Source organism: Flavobacterium sp. P21, assembly GCF_050632225.1.
Lineage (GTDB): Bacteria > Bacteroidota > Bacteroidia > Flavobacteriales > Flavobacteriaceae > Flavobacterium.
On sequence record NZ_CP192585.1, the window covers coordinates 1,813,817 to 1,832,989 of the forward strand.

The window sequence follows — 19,173 nt, forward strand, 5'->3', positions numbered from 1 at the left end:
ATCAGCTCCCAATATCATGGCTGCAGACTACTACTCTCCCATTTGCAATTCCCCCAGCGAGCAATGATAGGTATTTTTACTTTTTCTTTGATTAATCGAAGCACAACAAAAGTTCCTATAATAATGGATTGTTCGGCAGAAGCTAAAAACGAAGGCGTATGCCCACCTGTTTCAAACCCCGAAGCTACGATCATATCTACACCAGCGGACTCTTATGCAATTGCTTCATCGATTGCTGCAGCAGCTAGCCGATAGTTTTGATGCCTCGTTATCGGGATTCCTCCAGGATATCTTGGGACGGTATACCAAACATAAAGCTGAACACTTTTGGGCGAATATATAATATTACATTGACCTGATTTTCAAAACGTGGTGCAAAAATTGCTGGTTTTTCAGGTAAAGGAATATTGACTTCATCAAAATAAGGTTTATACAATGCTTTTGTTTTTTCAAACTGCTCGTCCGAAACCGTTCCGTTTACAGCATCAGTATCAGATACCCAAAAATTAATATTATAAGGTTTGTTTGTTGCAGTTTTTAGCTTTTTATCTGCTTCATATATTTCTCGTGGACTTAGAGTATAAGCCCCAAAACCTCCTAAATCACCAGCATTGGATACCGCAGACAGTCAGTTCCACCGTGGAAAGACCTCCACCAAATGGCCCTGCATAATTGGATATTAAATACCTAATTGTTTCGATACTTTTGTTATACCACATGACACAAAAGTTTATTCGTTACTATTGGTAAGCATTTTATTTACTATAAACCAATGACCATCAATGCGGTGAAATGACAATAAATCATGATAATAGAAATCGTACATCTTCACCTTTACTTCGGCAATCGCAATTGAATTAACGACTTTGATTGTAATTATTTCCCCTTTAAAAGGTTTTCCCGAATCTTTAGGACTTTGTCTGTTGGCCACTCCGTCTAAATATTGAACCAGTGTTTTGGAATAAGGAACTCCATTGACATCGCCAAAAAGTAAAGTGTCCGGGTAAAAGATTTGTTTTAACAAATCAACATTTCCTTGATAAATTCCTTCAAAGTAGTTCTGCTCCAGCGCAACTCTAATAGCGCCCATATCATTCTGATTATTTTCCATTTTCTTTGTGCTTTGTGCATCTATCCCTTGTACAAAAAAGAGTATAAAAGCGGTTACTAAAATAGTCTTCATAATAATTTATTTTTTTGTTCTCATTTCGATTACTGTACAAAACTCAACAGAAAAAACATACAAACTATGTGACCTATATCACATTCAAGAAGAGGGACAACTTATTTATTCTATTAAACTTATCAAGAATTATACAGACGACTCAAGGTTTCTCTGGAAACACCAAGATACGCCGCAATTAAATATTTGGGAACATCATTGTATAAAGTAGGGTATTGTTCCATCAGTTCTTCATAACGATGTTTGGCATCACTATTCATTAATGATAATAATCTTTTTTGTGAAGCTATATATCCCTTATTAGTACGCCATCGAAAAAAATATTCAACTTGATGCATCTCACTGCAAAGTTTTTCTCTATCGTGATTTGATATACTTAACACGATTGCATCTGATATGCAATCTACATTAATTGTAGCTTTTGCTCCGCTATAAAGCGCTTCAAAGTCAGATATCCACCATGTTGACATAGCAAATTGAAGTATATTCATTTTTAAATTATCTGTGATGTAAAAAGACTTCAAAACTCCATCCAGAACAAAATATTCGCAATCTATAGTTTCTCCAGCAGAAATTATAACTTGCCCTTTTTGAAAAGAGTGTTCTTTAAAAAACGAAAAAAAATAATCGAATTCCTCTTCAGTCAGCGAAATGGTCTTCGCAATATGTTTTCTTAATATATCTTTTGATTGCATAGATAACAAAGATAAATCTTTTTTCAATCATAATTATATTCATAAGAATGAGATTAGAACTTGCTAAAAAACATAAAACGTTAATAATTAAATGCGGAGAACTTTCGGTATAAGCATTCACTACCTTACCATTCACAAAAAAGTGACGTAGATCACATAATCCCATACTTTTTTAAATGTGAGATAGGTCACATAAGTTACTCAACACTTCTATTGAAATTTGTACCATAATTAAACAATTAATTATCTACAAAAAGTGGAAACACAAAATTTTAAATTAGAAAGAGCCAAAAGTAATATTGACTGGATTGGCAGAAAAGTAACTGGTTCGCATAATGGGACTATTGACGTTAAAGAGGGAATATTTGTATTTAACAATGGTAAACTATTGGAAGGAAAAGTTGTAATAGATACTACTTCACTTAAAATACTGGACATCACTGATCCCAATACAAATGCACAGTTTGCTGGTCACTTGGCTTCAGATGATTTTTTTAATTCAACAGAATATCCTGAAGCACAATTTGTAATCACTTCAGCAATACCGAACAATTCTGGTAAAACGCATGTTGAAGGAAACCTTACTATAAAAGGAATAACACATGCAACTGCTTTTGATGCACTGATCAATTCTAACGACGATAATGTAACATTAGCAGGCAAAATTATAATCGACAGAACTAAATACGGAATAAAATTTCGTTCAGGAAATTTCTTTAAAGACCTAGGAGATACACTTATCCATAATGAGTTCGAACTAAATGTTTACGTAACTGCTTCAAAAGAGTTAATAGCTTAAGATTTAAAATCAAACTTATTAATACTCAGGGTTTCGAATGTCCATTTCATTATCAAATTTGACCATTTGGGCTATTTAAAGGTTTTATGCCGCAAAAAATTGAAACACCTTTGTCCCATAATAACAACTAATATTATTAAAACACATAAAATGGAAACAAAAAAATTTAAATTAGAAAGTGCCAAAAGCAACATAGATTGGATTGGCAGAAAAGTAACTGGTTCACATAATGGAACTATTGATATTAAAGAGGGTACACTACTATTTAGTAATGGTAACCTCTCAGAAGGAACAGTAGTCATTGATACTACTTCAATTAAAATACTAGATATCACTGACCCCACTGCGAATGAACAATTTGCTGATCACCTAGCTTCAGATGATTTCTTTAATTCAAGAGAATATCCTGAAGCACAATTCGTGATCACTTCAGCAACACCAATTAATATCAACACAACAACCGTTGAAGGAAAGCTTACTATTAAAGGTATTACAAATACAATAATATTTGATGCATTTATCAATATTACTGCTGATAGTTTGACTCTATCTGGAAAAATTGTAATCGACAGAACAAAATACGGAATAAAATTTCGTTCAGGAAACTTTTTAAAGACCTCGGAGATACTCTAATCCACAATGACTTTGATCTTAATCTTAACGTAACTGCTACGATTGCTTAAAAGCATGATTAGCCTAAAATAAAAAGACATGCCGTACGTAAAAATTGAGCTCACTCGTGAAGGAGTTACTCGCGAGCAGAAGCAGACACTTATCAAAGAGATAACAGACTTAATTACAAACACATTAAACAAAGATCCTCATTTGACTCATGTAGTAATACAAGAAATTGATTTGGACGATTGGGGATATGCAGGGGAACAAGTGTCAGTGTTAAGAGAAAAAGGCATAACAGCCGATAAAAAATAAATAAAATGAAAAAACAAACAATAATTGTTACCGGAGCGACTTCTGGTATCGGAAAAGGAATCGCAAAATATTTTTTAGACAGAGGCGATAATGTAGTAATTAATTCACGCACTAGTGATTCATTAGAAGCAACGTTTAAAGAATTTGGCGCTGGTGAAAACCTGGCGATGGTTGCCGGAGATGTTAGCAATAAAGCTGTTGGTGAAAAATTAGTTGCTACTGCAATTGAAAAATTTGGTTCAGCAGACGTTTTAGTAAACAATGCAGGTATTTTTGACAGCAGGCCATTTTTGGAAGTTGATGAAGCTTACCTTGATAAGTTTCTAACAACCAATTTAAAAGGAGTATACTTTACTACCCAAGCAGTAATTCCTCAAATGCTGAAACAAAAAGATGGTGTGGTCATTAATATAGGTACTCCATTAGTAAACCACGGATTGGGTGGTTGGCCTGCAAGCGCACCTGTAGCAAGTAAAGGTGCAATACATGCATTGACGACTCAATTGGCGGCTGAATTCGGGAAACAAAATATTAGAGTAAATGTAGTTGCACCTGGTGTTATCCGTACTCCAATGCATGGAGATAAAGCAGATCAGAATGCTGGTCTGCATTTATTAAACCGTGTAGGCGAAATTGAGGATGTTGCAGAAATGGTGTATACCGTAGCAAAAAGTACATTTATTACCGGATCGATTATTAATGTAGATGGTGGTAAAGCCGCTGGTCACAACCTTTAATTAAAAAAAACAACAGTAAGAACAAAATCTTTTGGTGTCCGATAGCATTTCGGGCATCAAAACCTAAAAATTAAATAAAATGAAAAATCAAATTAAATCATTATTTATTGCACTTTTTGCAATAGCAAGCATTGCAACTAATGCGCAAGAAAACAAAAAAACAAAGGTACTTTTTGTTTTAACTTCTCACGATAAATTAGGAGATACTGGAAAACCAACAGGTTCATGGATTGAAGAATTTGCTACGCCATACTACTACTTTTTAGACAAAGGAATTGATGTAGTTATTGCTACTCCAAAAGGAGGACAGGCTCCTATTGACCCAAAAAGCAATGATCCTTCATTCCAAACACCTTCAACTAAACGATTTTATGCCGATAAAAATGCTCAAAAAGCATTAAGCACTACCGTTAAATTGGAGACGGTAAATCAAAAAAACTTTAAAGCGGTATTCTATCCTGGGGGACACGGTCCAATGTGGGATTTATCAAGTGATAAAAACTCTATAAAAATCATACAGGATTTTTACAATAATAACAAACCTATTGCATTTGTATGTCATGCGCCAGCGACCTTAGTAAATGTTAAAGACAAAAGCGGAAAATATCTAATTGCCGGAAAAAAGTTACAGGTTTCACTAATACTGAAGAAGCGACTGTTGGATTAACCAAAGTGGTTCCATTTTTATTGGAAGATAAATTAAAAGAGCGCGGAGGTAAATATTCTCAGGGTTCTGATTGGAGTTCTTATGTAATGGAAGACGGCTTATTATTGACAGGTCAAAATCCGCAATCTGCAGAAGAAGTAGTCGCTAAAATTTTGTCAAAAATTAAGTAATACATTTATAGTTGAAGATTTGGTATGAATGAAGAAAAAACTATACCAAATCTTCATTTTAATAAGCAACCCATGAAATCTAATATATTCATTAAAAGCTTTTTGATAGTATTCTTTCTTTTCAGTTATATTGAACAAGGTGAAGCACAAAGTAAGAATCTAAAAGAATTCAGTTCTATTAATTCAGAAAATATAGTATGGAATTCCTTTCCTGCATTTCCTGAAAAAGTAAAGCTGGCCATTTTGGTTGGTGACCCCACTAAACCAGAAACCTTTATAGTTAGAGTCAAGGTGTCGAATGGCGAAAAAATCATGCCGCATGCACATCCGGAAGATAGGATTTATACCGTAATATCAGGCGTATTCTATATTGGAATAGGTGAAATATTTGACGAAACAAAATTACAAGCGTATCCGCCTGGTGCTGTCATTGTTTTGCCAGGCAACACTGCTCACTTTCATCTTGCAAAATCAGGAGAGTACATTACCCAGGTATATGCCATTGGTCCTCTGGGCTTGGAATATGTCGATAAGAAATCGGATCCCAGACTCCAACACAAAAACTAAACAATATTCTGTAGCTGTAAAGCTCATTAATTTAAAAACACATCAATATGAACAATTTATTAGAATTTACAATCAACGCCCACGGTGGCATTGATACTTGGAAGAAATTTGAAAACATTAGTGCAAAACTCGTTACAGGAGGAGTACTATGGCCTATGAAGCGACAATCCGGTATCATTGATACTGTAAATGTTACTTCAGATACAAAAAAGAATTTACGACCCACTACCCTTTTATTGAGAAAGACTGGCATACCTCTTTTGAAGCTGGACGTGTAGCAATAGAAAATGATAGAGGGGAAATAATTGAAGAGCTTTTACTCCCAGAGAGTCCTTTAATGGGCACGAGAGGGATACTCCCTGGTCCAAACTGCGGCTTGCTTATTTTGCGGGTTATGCAATGTGGACCTATTTTAATGCTCCTTTCATTTTTGCAGATCCTGCTTATAAGGTAAAAGAATTGGAGACATGGTTAGAAAATGGAGAGGAACTACGAAGATTAGAGGTTGAATTCCCTTCCGAAATTGCCACCCACAGTAAGATCCAGACATTTTATATTGACAAAGAAGGACTTATTAAAAGACACGATTACAGTGCAGACATTTTAGGAAATTCAGCGACTGCACATTATCTGTCTGATTATATTGAAGTTCAAGGAATTAAGGTTGCAACTAAAAGAAGAGTATATGTACGATTAGAGGATAATACTCCACTTTTACCTGAACCGCTTTTAGTTTCAATTGATTTAAGCGAAATTGTTTTAAAATAGAAATGCAAGATGTTATCGATAAAATATTGGAAACCCATGGAGGTTTCGAACAATGGAAAAAATTTACTAAGGTAAATGCAACAATTGTAAGTGGCGGTAAACTTTTTGAGCTTATTAATCAGCCACAAGATGCATTACCTCGTTTTTTGGAAGTGTACCTTCATGAACAGAGATTATCAATGACACCTTACGGTGGCTCTAATAGGAAGACGAGCTTTACACCAAATAGAATTGCTATTGAAACTTTAGACGGAGAAGTGATTTCCGAGCGTACTGGCACTATAAAAAATCTTCATAGCCATATGCAAATGGAGGGTTGGGATGTATTAGACAGAGCTTACTTTAATGGCTACGCAAACTGGACATACTTGACAACACCTTTTTTCCTTGCATCAACTGGAATAAAAGTTACTGAAATTGCTCCATTTCAGTACCATGATGAAATATGGACCGGACTACGAGTTAGTTTTCCCGATACGATAGCAACCCACTGCACAATTCAAGATTTTTATTTTGACAAAGACTACTTATTGCGTCGTCATGATTATTTTATTGATGTAGCTGGTGAATTTAACGTGACACAGTATCTCATCCGATTATGTGGAGGCAAATGGTATTAAACTCCCTACTAAAAGAAAAGCCTATAAAAAGCAGGATGATAATATGCCAAGAATTGAGAATCTAATGGTTCATATCGATTATAGCGAAATACAATTTAGCTAATTAAACATTATAATTTTTTTCTAAGTATAAAAGGAAGACTAAAAGTATAATGACTTTTAGTCTTCCTTTTTTATTGTCAATATCTATGCGACTGTGAGTATTTTCAATTTCCATTTATTTACTTTCATTTTATTTGTTTTTAAATTAGGATGTTTGTAATTTTGATGAAGTTATGTGTCTGTGTTCTTTATAGTTAAGCTTTTAAATAGTTCGAATAGTCAAATTTGATATTCAAATGGATACCCCCAAATTTGAAAATTTAAATGCTGGAGTTATCTTCATTACTTCTAATATTCAAGATTTCAGAGGCATGATACTATCTCTTATAATGGGACCTTCTTCTTACTAAATCGGTTGTTCTAGATTTGTACTTTACTTTCATGATGAACTACAATGCATTGAGCTTGTACTAGTGAAGGTGTAGTTATGGTTTCAGATGTATTTCTTAACCCGTATTAGAATCAACTTATTTTTGATTGTTGTGGATATATACGATTTTACCCTCTTTGTACAAATCTAATCTTCCAATTTATTTTAGTTGGTTTTTCAATCATTGTCAATTTTAAATAGAATACGTCGGTGCTCCTATTCTTTTTTTTAAATGCACAATATTATATAATAGGATACTAACTATTTATATCTGTTTTGCTTGGTCTAATATTATTCAACATTCGAAATGCCGGTTTCAACTGCCTTTTGGTCTGTTTCATGATTTAGTGCTTTGCCAGAGTCAGATTGCGAAATACTTTTGACTCATAATTTATAACCACATAAAAATGAAAACATTAAGAAAGATTAAAAGTGACCTTCACTCAACAATAATGTCTGGCGTATTTATTTTGTTAGCGGCTAGTAGTGGCTTTGCACAAAATGCAATTACAACGGATGTTAAACCATCAGAGCTAATACGTCCATATACAGTTCATGTTTCGGATGTTGCCTTAAAGGATCTTCGCCAGCGTGTCTTGGCCGCAAAATGGCCAGAAAAAGAAACTGTCTCTGATCAATCGCAAGGAGTACAACTTGCTAAACTGAAAGGTTTAGCGCAATATTGGGGTACATCTTATGATTGGAGAAAAGCAGAGGCTAAGCTGAATTCCTATCCACAATTTATGACAAAGATAGATGGAGTGGATATCTATTTCATCCACGTTCGTTCCAAAGAGCCTCATGCAATGCCTCTTGTACTAACGCATGGATGGCCGGGTTCAATATTTGAATTTATAAACGTCATAGGCCCACTCACTGATCCAGTGGCTTATGGCGGAAAAGCCGAAGACGCTTTTGATGTAATTATACCTTCTTTACCTGGTTTTGGTTTTTCAGGAAAACCAACAGAGACAGGATGGGATATTGACAGAATAGCAAAAGCATGGGGTGTTTTAATGAATCGTCTTGGATATAAACATTATGTTGCGCAAGGCGGAGACTGGGGAGGTGGGATTGTCAATTCAATGGCTTTGCAAGCACCAGAAGGATTATTGGGCATCCACAGTAACTTTCCTCCAACATTACCTGCAGAAGCAGTTAAAGCACTCGGAAGCGGAACAGCACCAGAGGGGTTTTCTGCTCAGGAAAAAGCGACTTTTGATTATCGCATTAAATTGAACAAAGGAGGATATTTTGCCTACAAGGCAACTATGACTGCGCGTCCACAAGCGATTGGTTACGGCTTGAACGATTCTCCGGTTGGCCTTGCCGCATGGCTTCTTTTGCACCCTGGTTTTTACAATTGGTCTTACGGAACTGATCCTAAAGAATCTCCAACAAAAGATGAGGTACTCGATGATATTACGCTTTACTGGTTAACCGACTCTGCGACTTCGTCAGCTCGAATTTACTGGGAAAACAGAAATAAAGACAATATTAATGCAGGTGCTATGAAAACCGATCAAATCAAATTGCCAGTTGCAATTACCGTATTTCCTTATGATGTATTTACATCTTCTGAATCATGGGCACATCGTGCATTTAAAAATCTGATTTATTTTCATGAGGTGGATAGAGGAGGGCATTTTGCGGCATGGGAGCAACCACAATTATTTACACAAGAATTGCGTGCCGCATTCAAATCACTGCGCTAATTAGCTAACAAGCATTTTTTCAATGGTTTTGTAGTAGTGGCTGTTTTTAAAAAATGTGTTTTTAGGATTTTAAGATTAAGATTTACCTAAGATAAATAAAAAAAGACAAATATATACCCGCTTGTGATAAAATATCATTTCAAGCAAAACAAAATATAAATGGAAAATATAGAAAAAAATAATGTTCAAAGTGCTTTAAAAATGCACAAAGGATATTCACAAGTATTTCAGCCAGATAAACTTACATTTGGTTTTATTGCCCCGATTGCCGGGTATCCAAATGGACCAATACCCAATATGAACATTTTTGAGAAGGTAGTCCGTCAAGCTGATCAAAGCGGAATAGACATTATATGGTTAAGAGATGTTCCTTTTCTAGATCCTAACTTCGGTGATGCTGGGCAAGTATACGATCCGATGGTTTATGGAGGATTGCTGGCAGGAATGACAAAACGTATTGCAATTGGTACAGCAGGTATTGTATTGCCGCTGCGGGATCCAATAATTGTAGCCAAACAAGCCGCAACACTGGACCAATTATCAGGAGGACGCTTTATTTTAGGACTTTCATCGGGAGATCGCCAAGGTGAATATCCGGCTTTTGGAAGCAATTTTGAGAATCGTGCTGAGCGATATCGCGAGGCAAGGGGAATTATTCGAAGTTTGACCGAGGAAAGATTCCCTAATTATACTTCAGAATATTATGGTAATCTTAACGGTTCATTAGACCTTATTCCTAAACCTGTTGTAAATCATATTCCAACAATTGCCATAGGAAGGGCAGGTCAGAGTATAGAATGGATTGGAGAAAACATGGATGGATGGATATGGCATGGTGAACCCGCAAGGCATATTTCCTTGAGAATGAAACAATGGAACGACGCCACTGATGGTATTTATAAGCCTTATGGGTATGCCCACTTCTTTGATCTTTCAGAGGATCCGGAAGCGCCAATAACCTTTGGGCCTAATTATCTTGCTGGTGGTCGAAAAGCTCTGATTAATTTTTGGAATCAACAGCAAAAAGGTGGTTTGTCCCATGCTGTACTTAATCCCAAACCTTCGTTTCGTCCTGCAGATGAAATGATTCATGAATTTGGTGAATATATAGTGCCCCAGTTTAGATAAATATCCTTGATGTAAAGAGCTAGTAGGATGGCTTGAATCGATGGGAGAACAACAGCATTGAAAATAGTTTCAGGGCTTTTAAAAGAAGATTCTAGGTAAGTAGATATTACTGTATTGAAGAGCAACAAGCAATTTTTTAAGACGGGCTGACCACTTTCAAATAAAGAAATAATCAGGGCTTCATCGAAGTGGTACAAATTTTTTTATGTTGAATAATATTAAAAACATTTCACTTTTAGCATTGTCTAGTTCACCCCTTATTTTGTCCAGTTGACCAATTTCTTACTAGCATAAATTTTTTTGTCGTACTAATTTTGATCCATATTAAAAATAATAATTTTTAAAAAAGAAATAATGAAAAATACTAAAAATTCAGAAACAAGTAAAGTAGTCAAAGTTGTCGCTGTACAAATCAGCCCGGTTTTATATAGTCGTGAAGCTACCGTTGAAAAGGTGGTAAACAAGATTCTAGAATTGGGCAAGAAAGGGGTTCAATTTGCCACTTTTCCAGAAACCATAGTGCCATATTATCCTTATTTTGCCTTTGTACAGGCACCATTTATGATGGGGAAAGAACACCAACAATTATTGGAACAATCGGTTACAGTTCCATCTGCGGCGACTGATGCAATAGGAAAAGCGGCAAAAGAAGCCAACATGGTTGTATCTATCGGTGTCAATGAGCGAGACGGAGGAACTATTTATAATACGCAACTTCTTTTTGATGCAGACGGCACTTTAATTCAAAGACGCCGCAAGCTGACACCTACCTATCATGAGAAAATGCTTTGGGGTCAGGGTGACGCTTCGGGATTACGTGCTACCGATAGTACTGTAGGACGAATTGGTCAATTGGCCTGTTGGGAGCATTATAATCCTTTATTCCGTTATGCGCTTATAGCTGATGGGGAACAAATCCATTCCGCTATGTATCCGGGTTCTATTTTTGGCCCCTTGTTCAGCGAACAAACTGAAGTTAATGTTCGTCAACATGCTTTAGAATCTGCCTGTTTTGTTGTTTGCGCAACCGGATGGCTTGATGCAGACCAGCAAGCTCAAATCGCAAAAGATACAGGAGCGCCTATTGGACCGATTTCAGGAGGCTGTTTTACGGCTATAGTAGGTCCGGACGGACAACTAATCGGGGAGCCACTTAAATCGGGAGAAGGTGAAGTGATTGCTGATATTGATTTTGCCCAGATAGATGCGCGTAAACGATTAATGGATGCCAGTGGACACTACAGCAGACCTGAATTATTAAGTTTGGTAATTGACCGCACACCGACTGCTCATGTGCACGAACGCAAGGTATATACTCAAACAGGACTAACTGCTGATCAAGTTTCAGCAGAGTAATTATGAATAAATAACAAAGAGTAAAAAAACAAAGAATAAAACAATGAAAAATTCAACAACGATTATAACTCGTGCATTTTGGACAGGAGTGTTAGCTTTACAGTTGACAGTCGCTTCAGCGCAAGGGGGATTAAAAAAGCGGATGTAAAGAATTATGAGGCTATCCACCCTTATAAAGTAGCAATCTCAAATGCCGATTTGAAAGATTTGCGGGAACGTGCATTGGCCACAAAATGGCCCAGTAAAGAAACTGTTGCTGACCAGTCACAAGGAGCTCAGCTTTCTAAAATGCAAGAGTTGGTACAGTACTGGGGTACGAAGTATGATTGGAGAAAAGCAGAAGCAAAACTAAATGCTTATCCACAATTTATTACTAAAATTGACGGGGTGGATATTCACTTTATCCATGTTAAGTCGAAAAATAAAAATGCTATGCCTCTTATCTTAAGCCACGGATGGCCGGGTTCAGTATTTGAGTTTATGAAAGTCATTGGTCCTCTAACCGACCCAGTAGCTTACGGTGGAAAAGCAGAAGATGCTTTTGATGTAATCATACCTTCTTTGCCAGGTTTTGGATTCTCAGGTAAGCCAGCTCAGGCCGGTTGGGATACACCTCATATTGCAAAAGCATGGGCAGAATTAATGAACCGATTGGGGTACAAGCATTATGTCGCTCAAGGTGGTGACTGGGGGGCGACTATCGTTCATTATATGGCACTTCAAGCACCGGCAGGATTACAAGCTATCCATAGTAATTTACCTGCTACCTTGCCAAATGAAGCAGGGATGGCACTGGGAACAGGTGTAATACCTGAATCGTTTACTGCCAAGGAGCGTGCATCTTTTACGCAATTGAGAAATGCGATTGTTAGTGGTGGATTTATCTATAAATCTACTATGGAAGCCCGACCACAAGGAGTTAGTTATGGTCTGACAGATTCACCTGCGGGTCTTGCTGGATGGCTTCTCTTGCATCCTGGTTTTGTCGCGTGGGCCTATGGAAACGATCCTAAACAATCGCTAAGCAAAGATGATGTACTTGACGATATTTCGCTGTACTGGCTTACTAATTCAGCGAGCATCTGCTTCAAGAATTTATTGGGAGAGCCAAAAAATAAGCCTTATTAGTGCAGGATCAATGCAGTCTGACAAGATTACCATTCCAGTAGCTGTTACCACATTTCCGGAAGATGTTTATGCATCACCTGAAAGCTGGGCACGCAAAGCCTACAAAAATCTAATCTACTTTCATGAAGTTGACAGAGGTGGTCATTTTGTCGCCTGGGAACAACCAGAATTATTTACGCAAGAATTGCGGGTCGCCTTTAAATCATTGCGTTAATCCTTACGAAGGGCAATGCACATTGGTTGCCCTTTTCGAATTAAAATTTAAAAATTATGAAAAATAGAAAAAAACATACTTCTTGGAAGTATTATCATGGGGCTAGCAGTGCTCCTGTTCCCAAGCAATGCCTCAGCACAGCAGTCGGGAATACACCGTACAGACCTTCAGCGTCATAATATTAGTGTTCCAGGACACGAGTCTATTCAGGTACGAGTTGACTTTGAAGCTGGTTCGGCTTTCGGAATGCATTCACATCCCGGTGAAGAGATCATTTATGTACTGGATGGTTCCCTAGAGTATGAAATTGAAGGCGAAAAGCCGGTACTTCTTCATGCTGGAGATGTACTTTTTATCCCGGCAGGAAAGAACCACGCCGCTAAAAATGTGGGCAAGGTTAAAGGTTCTGAATTGGCCACATATATTGTGGAAAAGGATAAGCCACTTTTGGTCATGAAAAAATAACAAAACGTCTTAAATAAAAATTAATTTAAATAAATTTCAAAATGGAAACAAACAATGAAAAAGTGCTTTACACAGCATTTACAAAAACAACAGGTGGAAGAACCGGTACATCTAAAAGTTCTGATGGTGAATTAGATATCATTCTTTCGTCACCAGGAAGTAATAGACCGGGTACCAATCCTGAACAATTATTTGCGACCGGTTGGTCGGCTTGTTTTATTGGTGCAATGGGTAAAGCCGCCAGCAGTTTAGACATAAAATTACCTGCTGATCATTATGTAGACACCGAGATTGACTTAGTATCAAGCGATAATGGATATGAATTGAAAGCACGTTTGAATATCAGTTTGCCGGGTATCGACCGCGAAGTAGCTCAAAAAGTTATAGAAGGAGCTAGTTTGACCTGTCCTTATTCTAAAGCTATCAAAGGTAACGTTAAAACTGAGTATAATCTTATCTAAGATTTTCTTATAAATCGGTTCCGGTGTCTATTAAAGAGATCGGAACCTATTTTACTATAAGTACTACAGTACTAAACTGTCTTCGCTGATTATATAAGGTGAGAGGCTGTTTATTAAAAAATTTAGAATTACTCCTATTTAAGAATGATTATGAAAAAATTAAAAAAAGCATACCTAGCAGGTGGCTGTTTTTGGGGAATGGAAGACCTCTTTAGAGTGCGCCCGGGCGTAATTCATACTGAAGTTGGCTATATTGGCGGAGAGAACGAGAATCCAACTTATCATAACCATCCCGGACATGCTGAAGGAATAGAAATCACATATGATCTGGATAAGACATCATACTTGGAGCTATTGGATTACTTTTTCAGAATGCATGACCCAACAACAGTTGACAGTCAAGGGAATGACATAGGATCCAGTTATCGATCTGCCATCTTTATTCAAGATGATCACGAGAAAGAGGTTGCCAACGAAATCATAACTATTGTTGATGATTCCGGAAGATGGAGAGGCAAAGCGGTTACAACATTAGAACCCTATACAAAATTCTGGTCTGCCGAAGAAGAGCACCAGAATTACCTGGTGAAGAATCCCAATGGGTACACTTGCCATTTTGAGAGGTTTGACACTTTCCTGTAAATTGGCTGGCTAGTAAAACTTATTTGGTTCTATTGCCTTTTGCGGCAAGCCAGATCATTTTACTATTAATTGATTAACAAAAATGAAACAAAAATGAAAAAAAAATTGCTGCCGCTTTTATTATGGGCTTTATTTCTACAGGGCTTATTTCATTTATAATAATCAGCACCAATGCAGGTTTTACTGAAAATTTCCTTGGCAAATGGTGTAGATCATGGATGACCGCCTTAACGATAATTGTTCCGACGATTCTATTTTTTGGCCCCAAAGTGAAGAGATTTGTAGACTATTTGTTTAGAAACAAATAAGATTTTAGACTTGCCATTCTTGGTGAGGCATTTAACTATTTTATTGAGTCGCCGTCAAAAACATTCTAGAGATTTGTCTTTAATATTTGTTTTTTATGTCAGCTTTTTGACTTTAACAATTTAAGGGTTTCATAGGCCGTTACTTTAAGTAAAAAAATATACATATAGACTTTACAAATTTTTTGCAAGTCTGCCACACGCTTTTAGCTATAGTTCAAATCCCCGACAAGGGGATTTTGTGGTTTGCAATAGTACTGATTTAAAAAAAAATGCACTTGATACAGAGCGCACCAAAATGTTCAAAGTAGTGTGTGTACGCTTCAGCTTTAAAGATGTCCGGTTTAACTTGTTTTAGGTTTATGTTCTTGCAATATCGCTGTAAATTTGTTGGAAATTAATGAGTTATGGATGAAGTCTGTTTTTTGTCAGCTTAAAAGAGAAAGAATTTAAGTCTGATTTACAAATGAATCTCTAGCAGTTTTACACAATAAAATAACAATCTAACTAATAACAATAATCATGAAAACAATTTTTTTACCTATTGTGCTTGTATTTGTAATTTCAGCTACCACAATGAAGGCACAATCTCACTTTACCGCTTTAGATCAGGCAGTCTCAGTTCAATTAGCTTCTCTTGATACAAAAGAATCATTTATGGACAAGCTGGTTCCTGATTTTAAAAGGGAAACCATAGCATCTCCTATCAAAGAACAAGACCTGATGGTTTTGATGAACCTTCCGCCATCCTTCAATGTGAGAAACTGGACAACTTTATACAAAAAGCAAGTGAGTACAGATGCCGATTTAAAAACAAACACAGCTCCCTCCCTAATTAAAAATGTGGAGACAAAACTTGATTTTTAGGGTATCCTCTGAGCCCGTTAACGATAAGACAGCCTTCATTTGAAGAACCTGGGTTAATTAATAATACAGTTTTGGTTTACCGTTTTTAAATCAGGGGCACTTTTTTCAATCTTTAAAAAATATAAAAAATGAAATTACAAACTCTATATAGAATAAGTGAGCGGATTATAAATCTTACAACAGACAGCCTGAGAAAATTAAAGCATGTGTTTGAGTTCCAGAATAACATATTTACTCAGGATTACAAGGAGATACGAAAGGCAAAATATCCGCAAAAGCATAGTTCGGATTTGAGGGCGGCATCAAATCAAAAAGCGGTCCTTTTGGAAATGATGAAGGAAAGTGAACCTTTTTGGCTTTGATATCTTTCAAGATTTAGTCCTATCGCAGTGAAAGCCGTTTCACAAAAATTAAATTATGTGTTGTTATTAATTAAAGGTAAATCGCATCCGCGCCGATGTTGGTGCAATTTTTCTATTCCTATACCTAAGCGATCTTAATTATCTGCAGATATATTCAGATTGTTTTTCGGACACTTTACAATCTAATATGTCCACTTTACTTTTATTAGCTTTTGAATCTGTATGATCCGCGTAATTTTGATGAAAAATTAAAAAAAATATCATGAATAAAATAAAATTAATACCAACTTTTATAGCACTGGTTTTCCTTGTAAGCAGTGTAAAGGCGCAAAGCAATGCATAGAAAAATGTTCAGAAAGGAATTGCTGTTTTAGAATTGTTTACTTCAGAAGGATGTTCAAGCTGTCCCCCTGCGGATGAACTGATAGGTAAAATCCAGCAGGAGTACAAGCAGAGTCCGGTTTACATTTTGTCCTACCACGTAGATTATTGGGACAGACTTGGCTGGAAAGATATTTTCAGTAGTGCAGAATATACCAAAAGACAGCATCAGTATTCAGATTGGTTCGGAACTGAAACTATTTTTACCCCGCAGATACTCATCAATGGAAAAGCAGAATATATCGCCGCACAGGAATCTCTAGTGAAAGCGGGTATTAAAAAGGCACTTTCCAAACCTGCCACTGTAAATATTGCTTTAAACGCAAGTCAGACGGCTAGTAAACTTACAGTTAGCTACAAAATAGAGGGCAGTTTTAAGAATAGCCGACTGATGATGGCACTTATTCAAAAATCGGCGGTAAGCAATGTTAAAAGAGGAGAAAATGCCAATCGCGTTTTATCTCATTTTCAGATTGTACAAAAACTGCAGAACACTGCATTAAAAGCGGACGCCGCTGGAAATGTCTCACTGAACCTACCCAAGAATATCAACAGAGGTGAATTTGAGGTTATTGGATTTGTACAGGATATAACAACAGGAGCAATTTTAGGAGCTTCCAAAGCTACTTTATAGTGGTCCATGAAAAAAAGCTTAAAGATTATTAATTCTTTTCAAATACAGTTCTTGTTAAAATATGCTACCTTTGAGAGGAAGCATCTTTACTACAGCATATAAATTATGGAAAAGCAAAAAAGAAGTTTTCAGGTTTCACGACGTGTTATATGGGGAAGTTCCCTTTCACTGGCTGTACTTGGTTCAATCCCCAAATTATTTGACATGTATTCGACTCCGGTTGATATTATAATAAACGCATCCATTACGTTTTTATTTTCGCTTTTTATCTGGTTTTATAATATATACAGCCTGCCAAAGTATACGGCGCGACGCGTACTCAAAAAACTTTTTAAACGCAAGGCTTCTGCTCAGTGTAGTATTGGGTATTGTCATGATGGTCATACTAGTTGTTGTGCATCAGGAACTTTTTGAGGTTTCTCATATGGATGCACCTATAATGTTTGAACTTAGAGGTGTTTTGATCAATCTGATTGTGTATATGTTTTTACATCTATTATTTCAAAACTACTGGACCCAGCAGATAGGACTGGAATTAGAGCGGACGATTTCGGTAAATTTAGGCGCGCAGTATGAGCTTTTAAAACAGCAGGTGAACCCACATTTTCTCTTTAACAGCCTAAACACCCTAAAGTCAATGGTGGAAATACAGGACCCTCAGAGTGCTGATTTTATTTTGAAACTTTCTGATTTTTATCGTTTTACACTCGAAAGCAGAAAACAGGATTTGATTCCACTTCGTGAAGAACTGAAAATTTTGGATGCCTATACCTATTTGCTTAAAGCGCGTTTTGAAGAAGGGTTTGTTATGGTAAATCAGATTGACAAGAGGCATTATGAAGCCGGAATCCCGCCTTTTACCCTTCAGTTACTGATAGAAAACTGTATTAAGCACAATATTGTTTCACTGGACAAGCCCTTGGAGATAAGATTGTACGATCAGGGTGATTTTCTTGTGGTTGAAAACCGCATCCAGTTAAAAAAGGGAACGCTTTCTACTGGCGTTGGCCTTGATAATATCAATCAGCGCTTCAGCCATCTGGTTCATAAAGAAATTGAAATAGATAAAAACGAAACTACTTTTAAAGTAAAAATACCGGTGATCCATGAATATCATAATAATTGAAGACGAAGTTAAAACGGCAAAAGCCCTTGGTCAGCTTATTTTAAGTATCAGGCCTGATATACAAATTCTGTCCTACATTCAAAGTGTGGATGGGGCAGTGAATTACTTGATGGAAAATGACCAGCCGGATCTTATTTTTATGGACATACAGCTTGCTGACGGCTTATGTTTTGAGATTTTTAAGAATGTTGAGGTGGTTTCTCCTGTCATCTTCTGCACGGCTTTTGATGACTATGCCATTGAAGCATTTAAATCCAATGGAATTGATTATGTCCTAAAGCCATTTTCGAGAGAGAGCATTGCTCAGGCGATTAAAAAAACCAGTGAGCTGAAAAATTTTTTCCAGCGAAATAAAAAGAACCTGCCGGATTTTGATTATCTACTGACCAGAACGGGAGAACAGAATGGAAAAAGCAGTTTTCTGATTTTTAAAAACAATAAGTACCTGACAATTCAGACCGAAAGTATTGCTTATTTTTTTATTAAAAATGAAACTCCGACGATTTTCACCTTTGACAAAGGGGAGTATCAAATAACGCAGTCTCTTGATGAGGTTCATAAATTGCTGTCACCCAACCAGTTTTTTAGGATTAACAGACAATATTTAGTCAATTTTTCGGCGATTAAGGAAGTTGAACATTATTTTTCACGCAAGCTTCTTGTTAAACTCGTTGTGGCAACTGAAGAAAAACTACTTATAGGCAAAGAAAAGGCTACCGCTTTTCTGAGCTGGTTGGAAAATAGATAAAGCCAGCGGACCTGTTTTTTTCTTTTCTTTATT

At 36.6% G+C, this 19,173-nt stretch carries 28 protein-coding genes; 24 read left to right on the plus strand and 4 right to left on the minus strand.

Annotation, left to right across the window (positions count from 1 at the left end):
* Positions 1–14: 14 nt before the first annotated feature.
* From ACQ9BO_RS08910 to ACQ9BO_RS08925, 4 genes are all read right to left on the minus strand, one after another.
* Positions 15–194 carry a hypothetical protein gene (locus ACQ9BO_RS08910; RefSeq protein WP_431244414.1) on the minus strand — a complete coding sequence of 60 codons (180 nt, stop codon included), beginning with the start codon at positions 192–194 and terminating at the stop codon, positions 15–17.
* Between the two features lie 74 nt (positions 195–268).
* Positions 269–628 (minus strand): nitronate monooxygenase, encoded by a 360-nt coding sequence (locus tag ACQ9BO_RS08915; protein ID WP_431245092.1) that lies wholly within the window; start codon positions 626–628, stop codon positions 269–271.
* 102 nt (positions 629–730) lie between these two features.
* A complete protein-coding gene (locus ACQ9BO_RS08920; protein ID WP_431244415.1) occupies positions 731–1,183 on the minus strand; it encodes a nuclear transport factor 2 family protein in 453 nt (150 codons plus the stop codon).
* A gap of 122 nt (positions 1,184–1,305) precedes the next feature.
* Positions 1,306–1,905, minus strand: a complete 600-nt coding sequence (locus ACQ9BO_RS08925; RefSeq protein ID WP_431244416.1) for a Crp/Fnr family transcriptional regulator — start codon at positions 1,903–1,905, stop codon at positions 1,306–1,308.
* 229 nt (positions 1,906–2,134) lie between these two features.
* Between ACQ9BO_RS08925 and ACQ9BO_RS08930 the strand changes: the two genes are divergently transcribed.
* The 24 genes from ACQ9BO_RS08930 to ACQ9BO_RS09045 all read left to right on the plus strand — a co-directional run bounded on the left by ACQ9BO_RS08930 (position 2,135) and on the right by ACQ9BO_RS09045 (position 19,140).
* Positions 2,135–2,677 (plus strand): YceI family protein, encoded by a 543-nt coding sequence (locus ACQ9BO_RS08930; RefSeq protein WP_431244417.1) that lies wholly within the window; start codon positions 2,135–2,137, stop codon positions 2,675–2,677.
* Between the two features lie 150 nt (positions 2,678–2,827).
* Positions 2,828–3,310 (plus strand): YceI family protein, encoded by a 483-nt coding sequence (locus ACQ9BO_RS08935; RefSeq protein WP_431244418.1) that lies wholly within the window; start codon positions 2,828–2,830, stop codon positions 3,308–3,310.
* A 78-nt stretch (positions 3,311–3,388) separates the two neighbouring features.
* Positions 3,389–3,607, plus strand: coding sequence for a tautomerase family protein (locus ACQ9BO_RS08940; protein WP_431244419.1), 219 nt, complete (start codon positions 3,389–3,391; stop codon positions 3,605–3,607).
* 5 nt (positions 3,608–3,612) lie between these two features.
* Positions 3,613–4,344 carry an SDR family NAD(P)-dependent oxidoreductase gene (locus ACQ9BO_RS08945; RefSeq protein ID WP_431244420.1) on the plus strand — a complete coding sequence of 244 codons (732 nt, stop codon included), beginning with the start codon at positions 3,613–3,615 and terminating at the stop codon, positions 4,342–4,344.
* Between the two features lie 79 nt (positions 4,345–4,423).
* On the plus strand, positions 4,424–5,011 hold the full coding sequence (locus tag ACQ9BO_RS08950; RefSeq protein WP_431244421.1) for a type 1 glutamine amidotransferase domain-containing protein: 588 nt from the start codon (positions 4,424–4,426) through the stop codon (positions 5,009–5,011).
* 5 nt (positions 5,012–5,016) lie between these two features.
* The gene (locus ACQ9BO_RS08955; protein WP_431244422.1) at positions 5,017–5,181 is read left to right on the plus strand and encodes a hypothetical protein; all 165 of its coding nucleotides are present in this window, start codon (positions 5,017–5,019) and stop codon (positions 5,179–5,181) included.
* 24 nt (positions 5,182–5,205) lie between these two features.
* Positions 5,206–5,748: a cupin domain-containing protein gene (locus ACQ9BO_RS08960; RefSeq protein WP_431244423.1), complete on the plus strand. Its 543-nt coding sequence runs from the start codon at positions 5,206–5,208 to the stop codon at positions 5,746–5,748.
* Between the two features lie 47 nt (positions 5,749–5,795).
* Positions 5,796–6,026, plus strand: coding sequence for a hypothetical protein (locus tag ACQ9BO_RS08965; RefSeq protein ID WP_431244424.1), 231 nt, complete (start codon positions 5,796–5,798; stop codon positions 6,024–6,026).
* 121 nt (positions 6,027–6,147) lie between these two features.
* Entirely contained in the window at positions 6,148–6,516 is a 369-nt protein-coding gene (locus ACQ9BO_RS08970) for a hypothetical protein (RefSeq protein ID WP_431244425.1), read from the plus strand.
* 2 nt (positions 6,517–6,518) lie between these two features.
* Positions 6,519–7,136, plus strand: coding sequence for a hypothetical protein (locus ACQ9BO_RS08975; protein WP_431244426.1), 618 nt, complete (start codon positions 6,519–6,521; stop codon positions 7,134–7,136).
* 879 nt (positions 7,137–8,015) lie between these two features.
* Positions 8,016–9,323, plus strand: a complete 1,308-nt coding sequence (locus ACQ9BO_RS08980) for an epoxide hydrolase family protein (RefSeq protein ID WP_431244427.1) — start codon at positions 8,016–8,018, stop codon at positions 9,321–9,323.
* Positions 9,324–9,482: 159 nt separating this feature from the next.
* Positions 9,483–10,451: an LLM class oxidoreductase gene (locus ACQ9BO_RS08985; RefSeq protein WP_431244428.1), complete on the plus strand. Its 969-nt coding sequence runs from the start codon at positions 9,483–9,485 to the stop codon at positions 10,449–10,451.
* A gap of 354 nt (positions 10,452–10,805) precedes the next feature.
* The gene (locus tag ACQ9BO_RS08990; protein ID WP_431244429.1) at positions 10,806–11,807 is read left to right on the plus strand and encodes a nitrilase-related carbon-nitrogen hydrolase; all 1,002 of its coding nucleotides are present in this window, start codon (positions 10,806–10,808) and stop codon (positions 11,805–11,807) included.
* A 78-nt stretch (positions 11,808–11,885) separates the two neighbouring features.
* Positions 11,886–12,935, plus strand: coding sequence for an epoxide hydrolase family protein (locus tag ACQ9BO_RS08995; RefSeq protein ID WP_431244430.1), 1,050 nt, complete (start codon positions 11,886–11,888; stop codon positions 12,933–12,935).
* A gap of 10 nt (positions 12,936–12,945) precedes the next feature.
* Complete coding sequence (locus ACQ9BO_RS09000; protein WP_431244431.1) at positions 12,946–13,149, plus strand: alpha/beta fold hydrolase; 204 nt, start codon at positions 12,946–12,948, stop codon at positions 13,147–13,149.
* A gap of 96 nt (positions 13,150–13,245) precedes the next feature.
* Positions 13,246–13,614 carry a cupin domain-containing protein gene (locus ACQ9BO_RS09005; protein ID WP_431244432.1) on the plus strand — a complete coding sequence of 123 codons (369 nt, stop codon included), beginning with the start codon at positions 13,246–13,248 and terminating at the stop codon, positions 13,612–13,614.
* 41 nt (positions 13,615–13,655) lie between these two features.
* Positions 13,656–14,075 carry an Ohr family peroxiredoxin gene (locus ACQ9BO_RS09010; protein WP_431244433.1) on the plus strand — a complete coding sequence of 140 codons (420 nt, stop codon included), beginning with the start codon at positions 13,656–13,658 and terminating at the stop codon, positions 14,073–14,075.
* 150 nt (positions 14,076–14,225) lie between these two features.
* A complete protein-coding gene (msrA, locus tag ACQ9BO_RS09015) occupies positions 14,226–14,717 on the plus strand; it encodes a peptide-methionine (S)-S-oxide reductase MsrA (protein ID WP_431244434.1) in 492 nt (163 codons plus the stop codon).
* 122 nt (positions 14,718–14,839) lie between these two features.
* Positions 14,840–15,025, plus strand: a complete 186-nt coding sequence (locus ACQ9BO_RS09020; protein WP_431244435.1) for a DUF2798 domain-containing protein — start codon at positions 14,840–14,842, stop codon at positions 15,023–15,025.
* Positions 15,026–15,544: 519 nt separating this feature from the next.
* Entirely contained in the window at positions 15,545–15,889 is a 345-nt protein-coding gene (locus ACQ9BO_RS09025) for a hypothetical protein (RefSeq protein WP_431244436.1), read from the plus strand.
* A gap of 128 nt (positions 15,890–16,017) precedes the next feature.
* Entirely contained in the window at positions 16,018–16,251 is a 234-nt protein-coding gene (locus tag ACQ9BO_RS09030) for a hypothetical protein (RefSeq protein ID WP_431244437.1), read from the plus strand.
* 376 nt (positions 16,252–16,627) lie between these two features.
* Entirely contained in the window at positions 16,628–17,266 is a 639-nt protein-coding gene (locus tag ACQ9BO_RS09035; RefSeq protein ID WP_431244438.1) for a DUF1223 domain-containing protein, read from the plus strand.
* A 373-nt stretch (positions 17,267–17,639) separates the two neighbouring features.
* Positions 17,640–18,392 (plus strand): sensor histidine kinase, encoded by a 753-nt coding sequence (locus ACQ9BO_RS09040; RefSeq protein WP_431244439.1) that lies wholly within the window; start codon positions 17,640–17,642, stop codon positions 18,390–18,392.
* Positions 18,373–19,140, plus strand: a complete 768-nt coding sequence (locus ACQ9BO_RS09045; protein WP_431244440.1) for a LytR/AlgR family response regulator transcription factor — start codon at positions 18,373–18,375, stop codon at positions 19,138–19,140. Before ACQ9BO_RS09040 ends, ACQ9BO_RS09045 begins: the two co-directional genes overlap by 20 nt.
* The last annotated feature ends 33 nt before the right edge of the window (positions 19,141–19,173 follow it).

Coding starts and splice junctions, on each gene's coding strand:
- ACQ9BO_RS09020 (WP_431244435.1), top strand. CDS start 14,840: ATGGGCTTTATTTCTACAGGGCTTATTTCATTTATAATAATCAGCACC.
- ACQ9BO_RS08975 (WP_431244426.1), top strand. CDS start 6,519: ATGCAAGATGTTATCGATAAAATATTGGAAACCCATGGAGGTTTCGAA.
- ACQ9BO_RS08970 (WP_431244425.1), top strand. CDS start 6,148: ATGTGGACCTATTTTAATGCTCCTTTCATTTTTGCAGATCCTGCTTAT.
- ACQ9BO_RS08935 (WP_431244418.1), top strand. CDS start 2,828: ATGGAAACAAAAAAATTTAAATTAGAAAGTGCCAAAAGCAACATAGAT.
- ACQ9BO_RS08920 (WP_431244415.1), bottom strand. CDS start 1,183: ATGAAGACTATTTTAGTAACCGCTTTTATACTCTTTTTTGTACAAGGG.
- ACQ9BO_RS09040 (WP_431244439.1), top strand. CDS start 17,640: ATGATGGTCATACTAGTTGTTGTGCATCAGGAACTTTTTGAGGTTTCT.
- ACQ9BO_RS08950 (WP_431244421.1), top strand. CDS start 4,424: ATGAAAAATCAAATTAAATCATTATTTATTGCACTTTTTGCAATAGCA.
- ACQ9BO_RS09010 (WP_431244433.1), top strand. CDS start 13,656: ATGGAAACAAACAATGAAAAAGTGCTTTACACAGCATTTACAAAAACA.
- ACQ9BO_RS09005 (WP_431244432.1), top strand. CDS start 13,246: ATGGGGCTAGCAGTGCTCCTGTTCCCAAGCAATGCCTCAGCACAGCAG.
- ACQ9BO_RS09000 (WP_431244431.1), top strand. CDS start 12,946: ATGCAGTCTGACAAGATTACCATTCCAGTAGCTGTTACCACATTTCCG.
- ACQ9BO_RS09030 (WP_431244437.1), top strand. CDS start 16,018: ATGAAATTACAAACTCTATATAGAATAAGTGAGCGGATTATAAATCTT.
- ACQ9BO_RS08980 (WP_431244427.1), top strand. CDS start 8,016: ATGAAAACATTAAGAAAGATTAAAAGTGACCTTCACTCAACAATAATG.
- ACQ9BO_RS08960 (WP_431244423.1), top strand. CDS start 5,206: ATGAATGAAGAAAAAACTATACCAAATCTTCATTTTAATAAGCAACCC.
- ACQ9BO_RS08990 (WP_431244429.1), top strand. CDS start 10,806: ATGAAAAATACTAAAAATTCAGAAACAAGTAAAGTAGTCAAAGTTGTC.
- ACQ9BO_RS08910 (WP_431244414.1), bottom strand. CDS start 194: ATGATCGTAGCTTCGGGGTTTGAAACAGGTGGGCATACGCCTTCGTTT.
- msrA (WP_431244434.1), top strand. CDS start 14,226: ATGAAAAAATTAAAAAAAGCATACCTAGCAGGTGGCTGTTTTTGGGGA.
- ACQ9BO_RS09025 (WP_431244436.1), top strand. CDS start 15,545: ATGAAAACAATTTTTTTACCTATTGTGCTTGTATTTGTAATTTCAGCT.
- ACQ9BO_RS08965 (WP_431244424.1), top strand. CDS start 5,796: ATGAACAATTTATTAGAATTTACAATCAACGCCCACGGTGGCATTGAT.
- ACQ9BO_RS09045 (WP_431244440.1), top strand. CDS start 18,373: ATGAATATCATAATAATTGAAGACGAAGTTAAAACGGCAAAAGCCCTT.
- ACQ9BO_RS08985 (WP_431244428.1), top strand. CDS start 9,483: ATGGAAAATATAGAAAAAAATAATGTTCAAAGTGCTTTAAAAATGCAC.
- ACQ9BO_RS08940 (WP_431244419.1), top strand. CDS start 3,389: ATGCCGTACGTAAAAATTGAGCTCACTCGTGAAGGAGTTACTCGCGAG.
- ACQ9BO_RS08945 (WP_431244420.1), top strand. CDS start 3,613: ATGAAAAAACAAACAATAATTGTTACCGGAGCGACTTCTGGTATCGGA.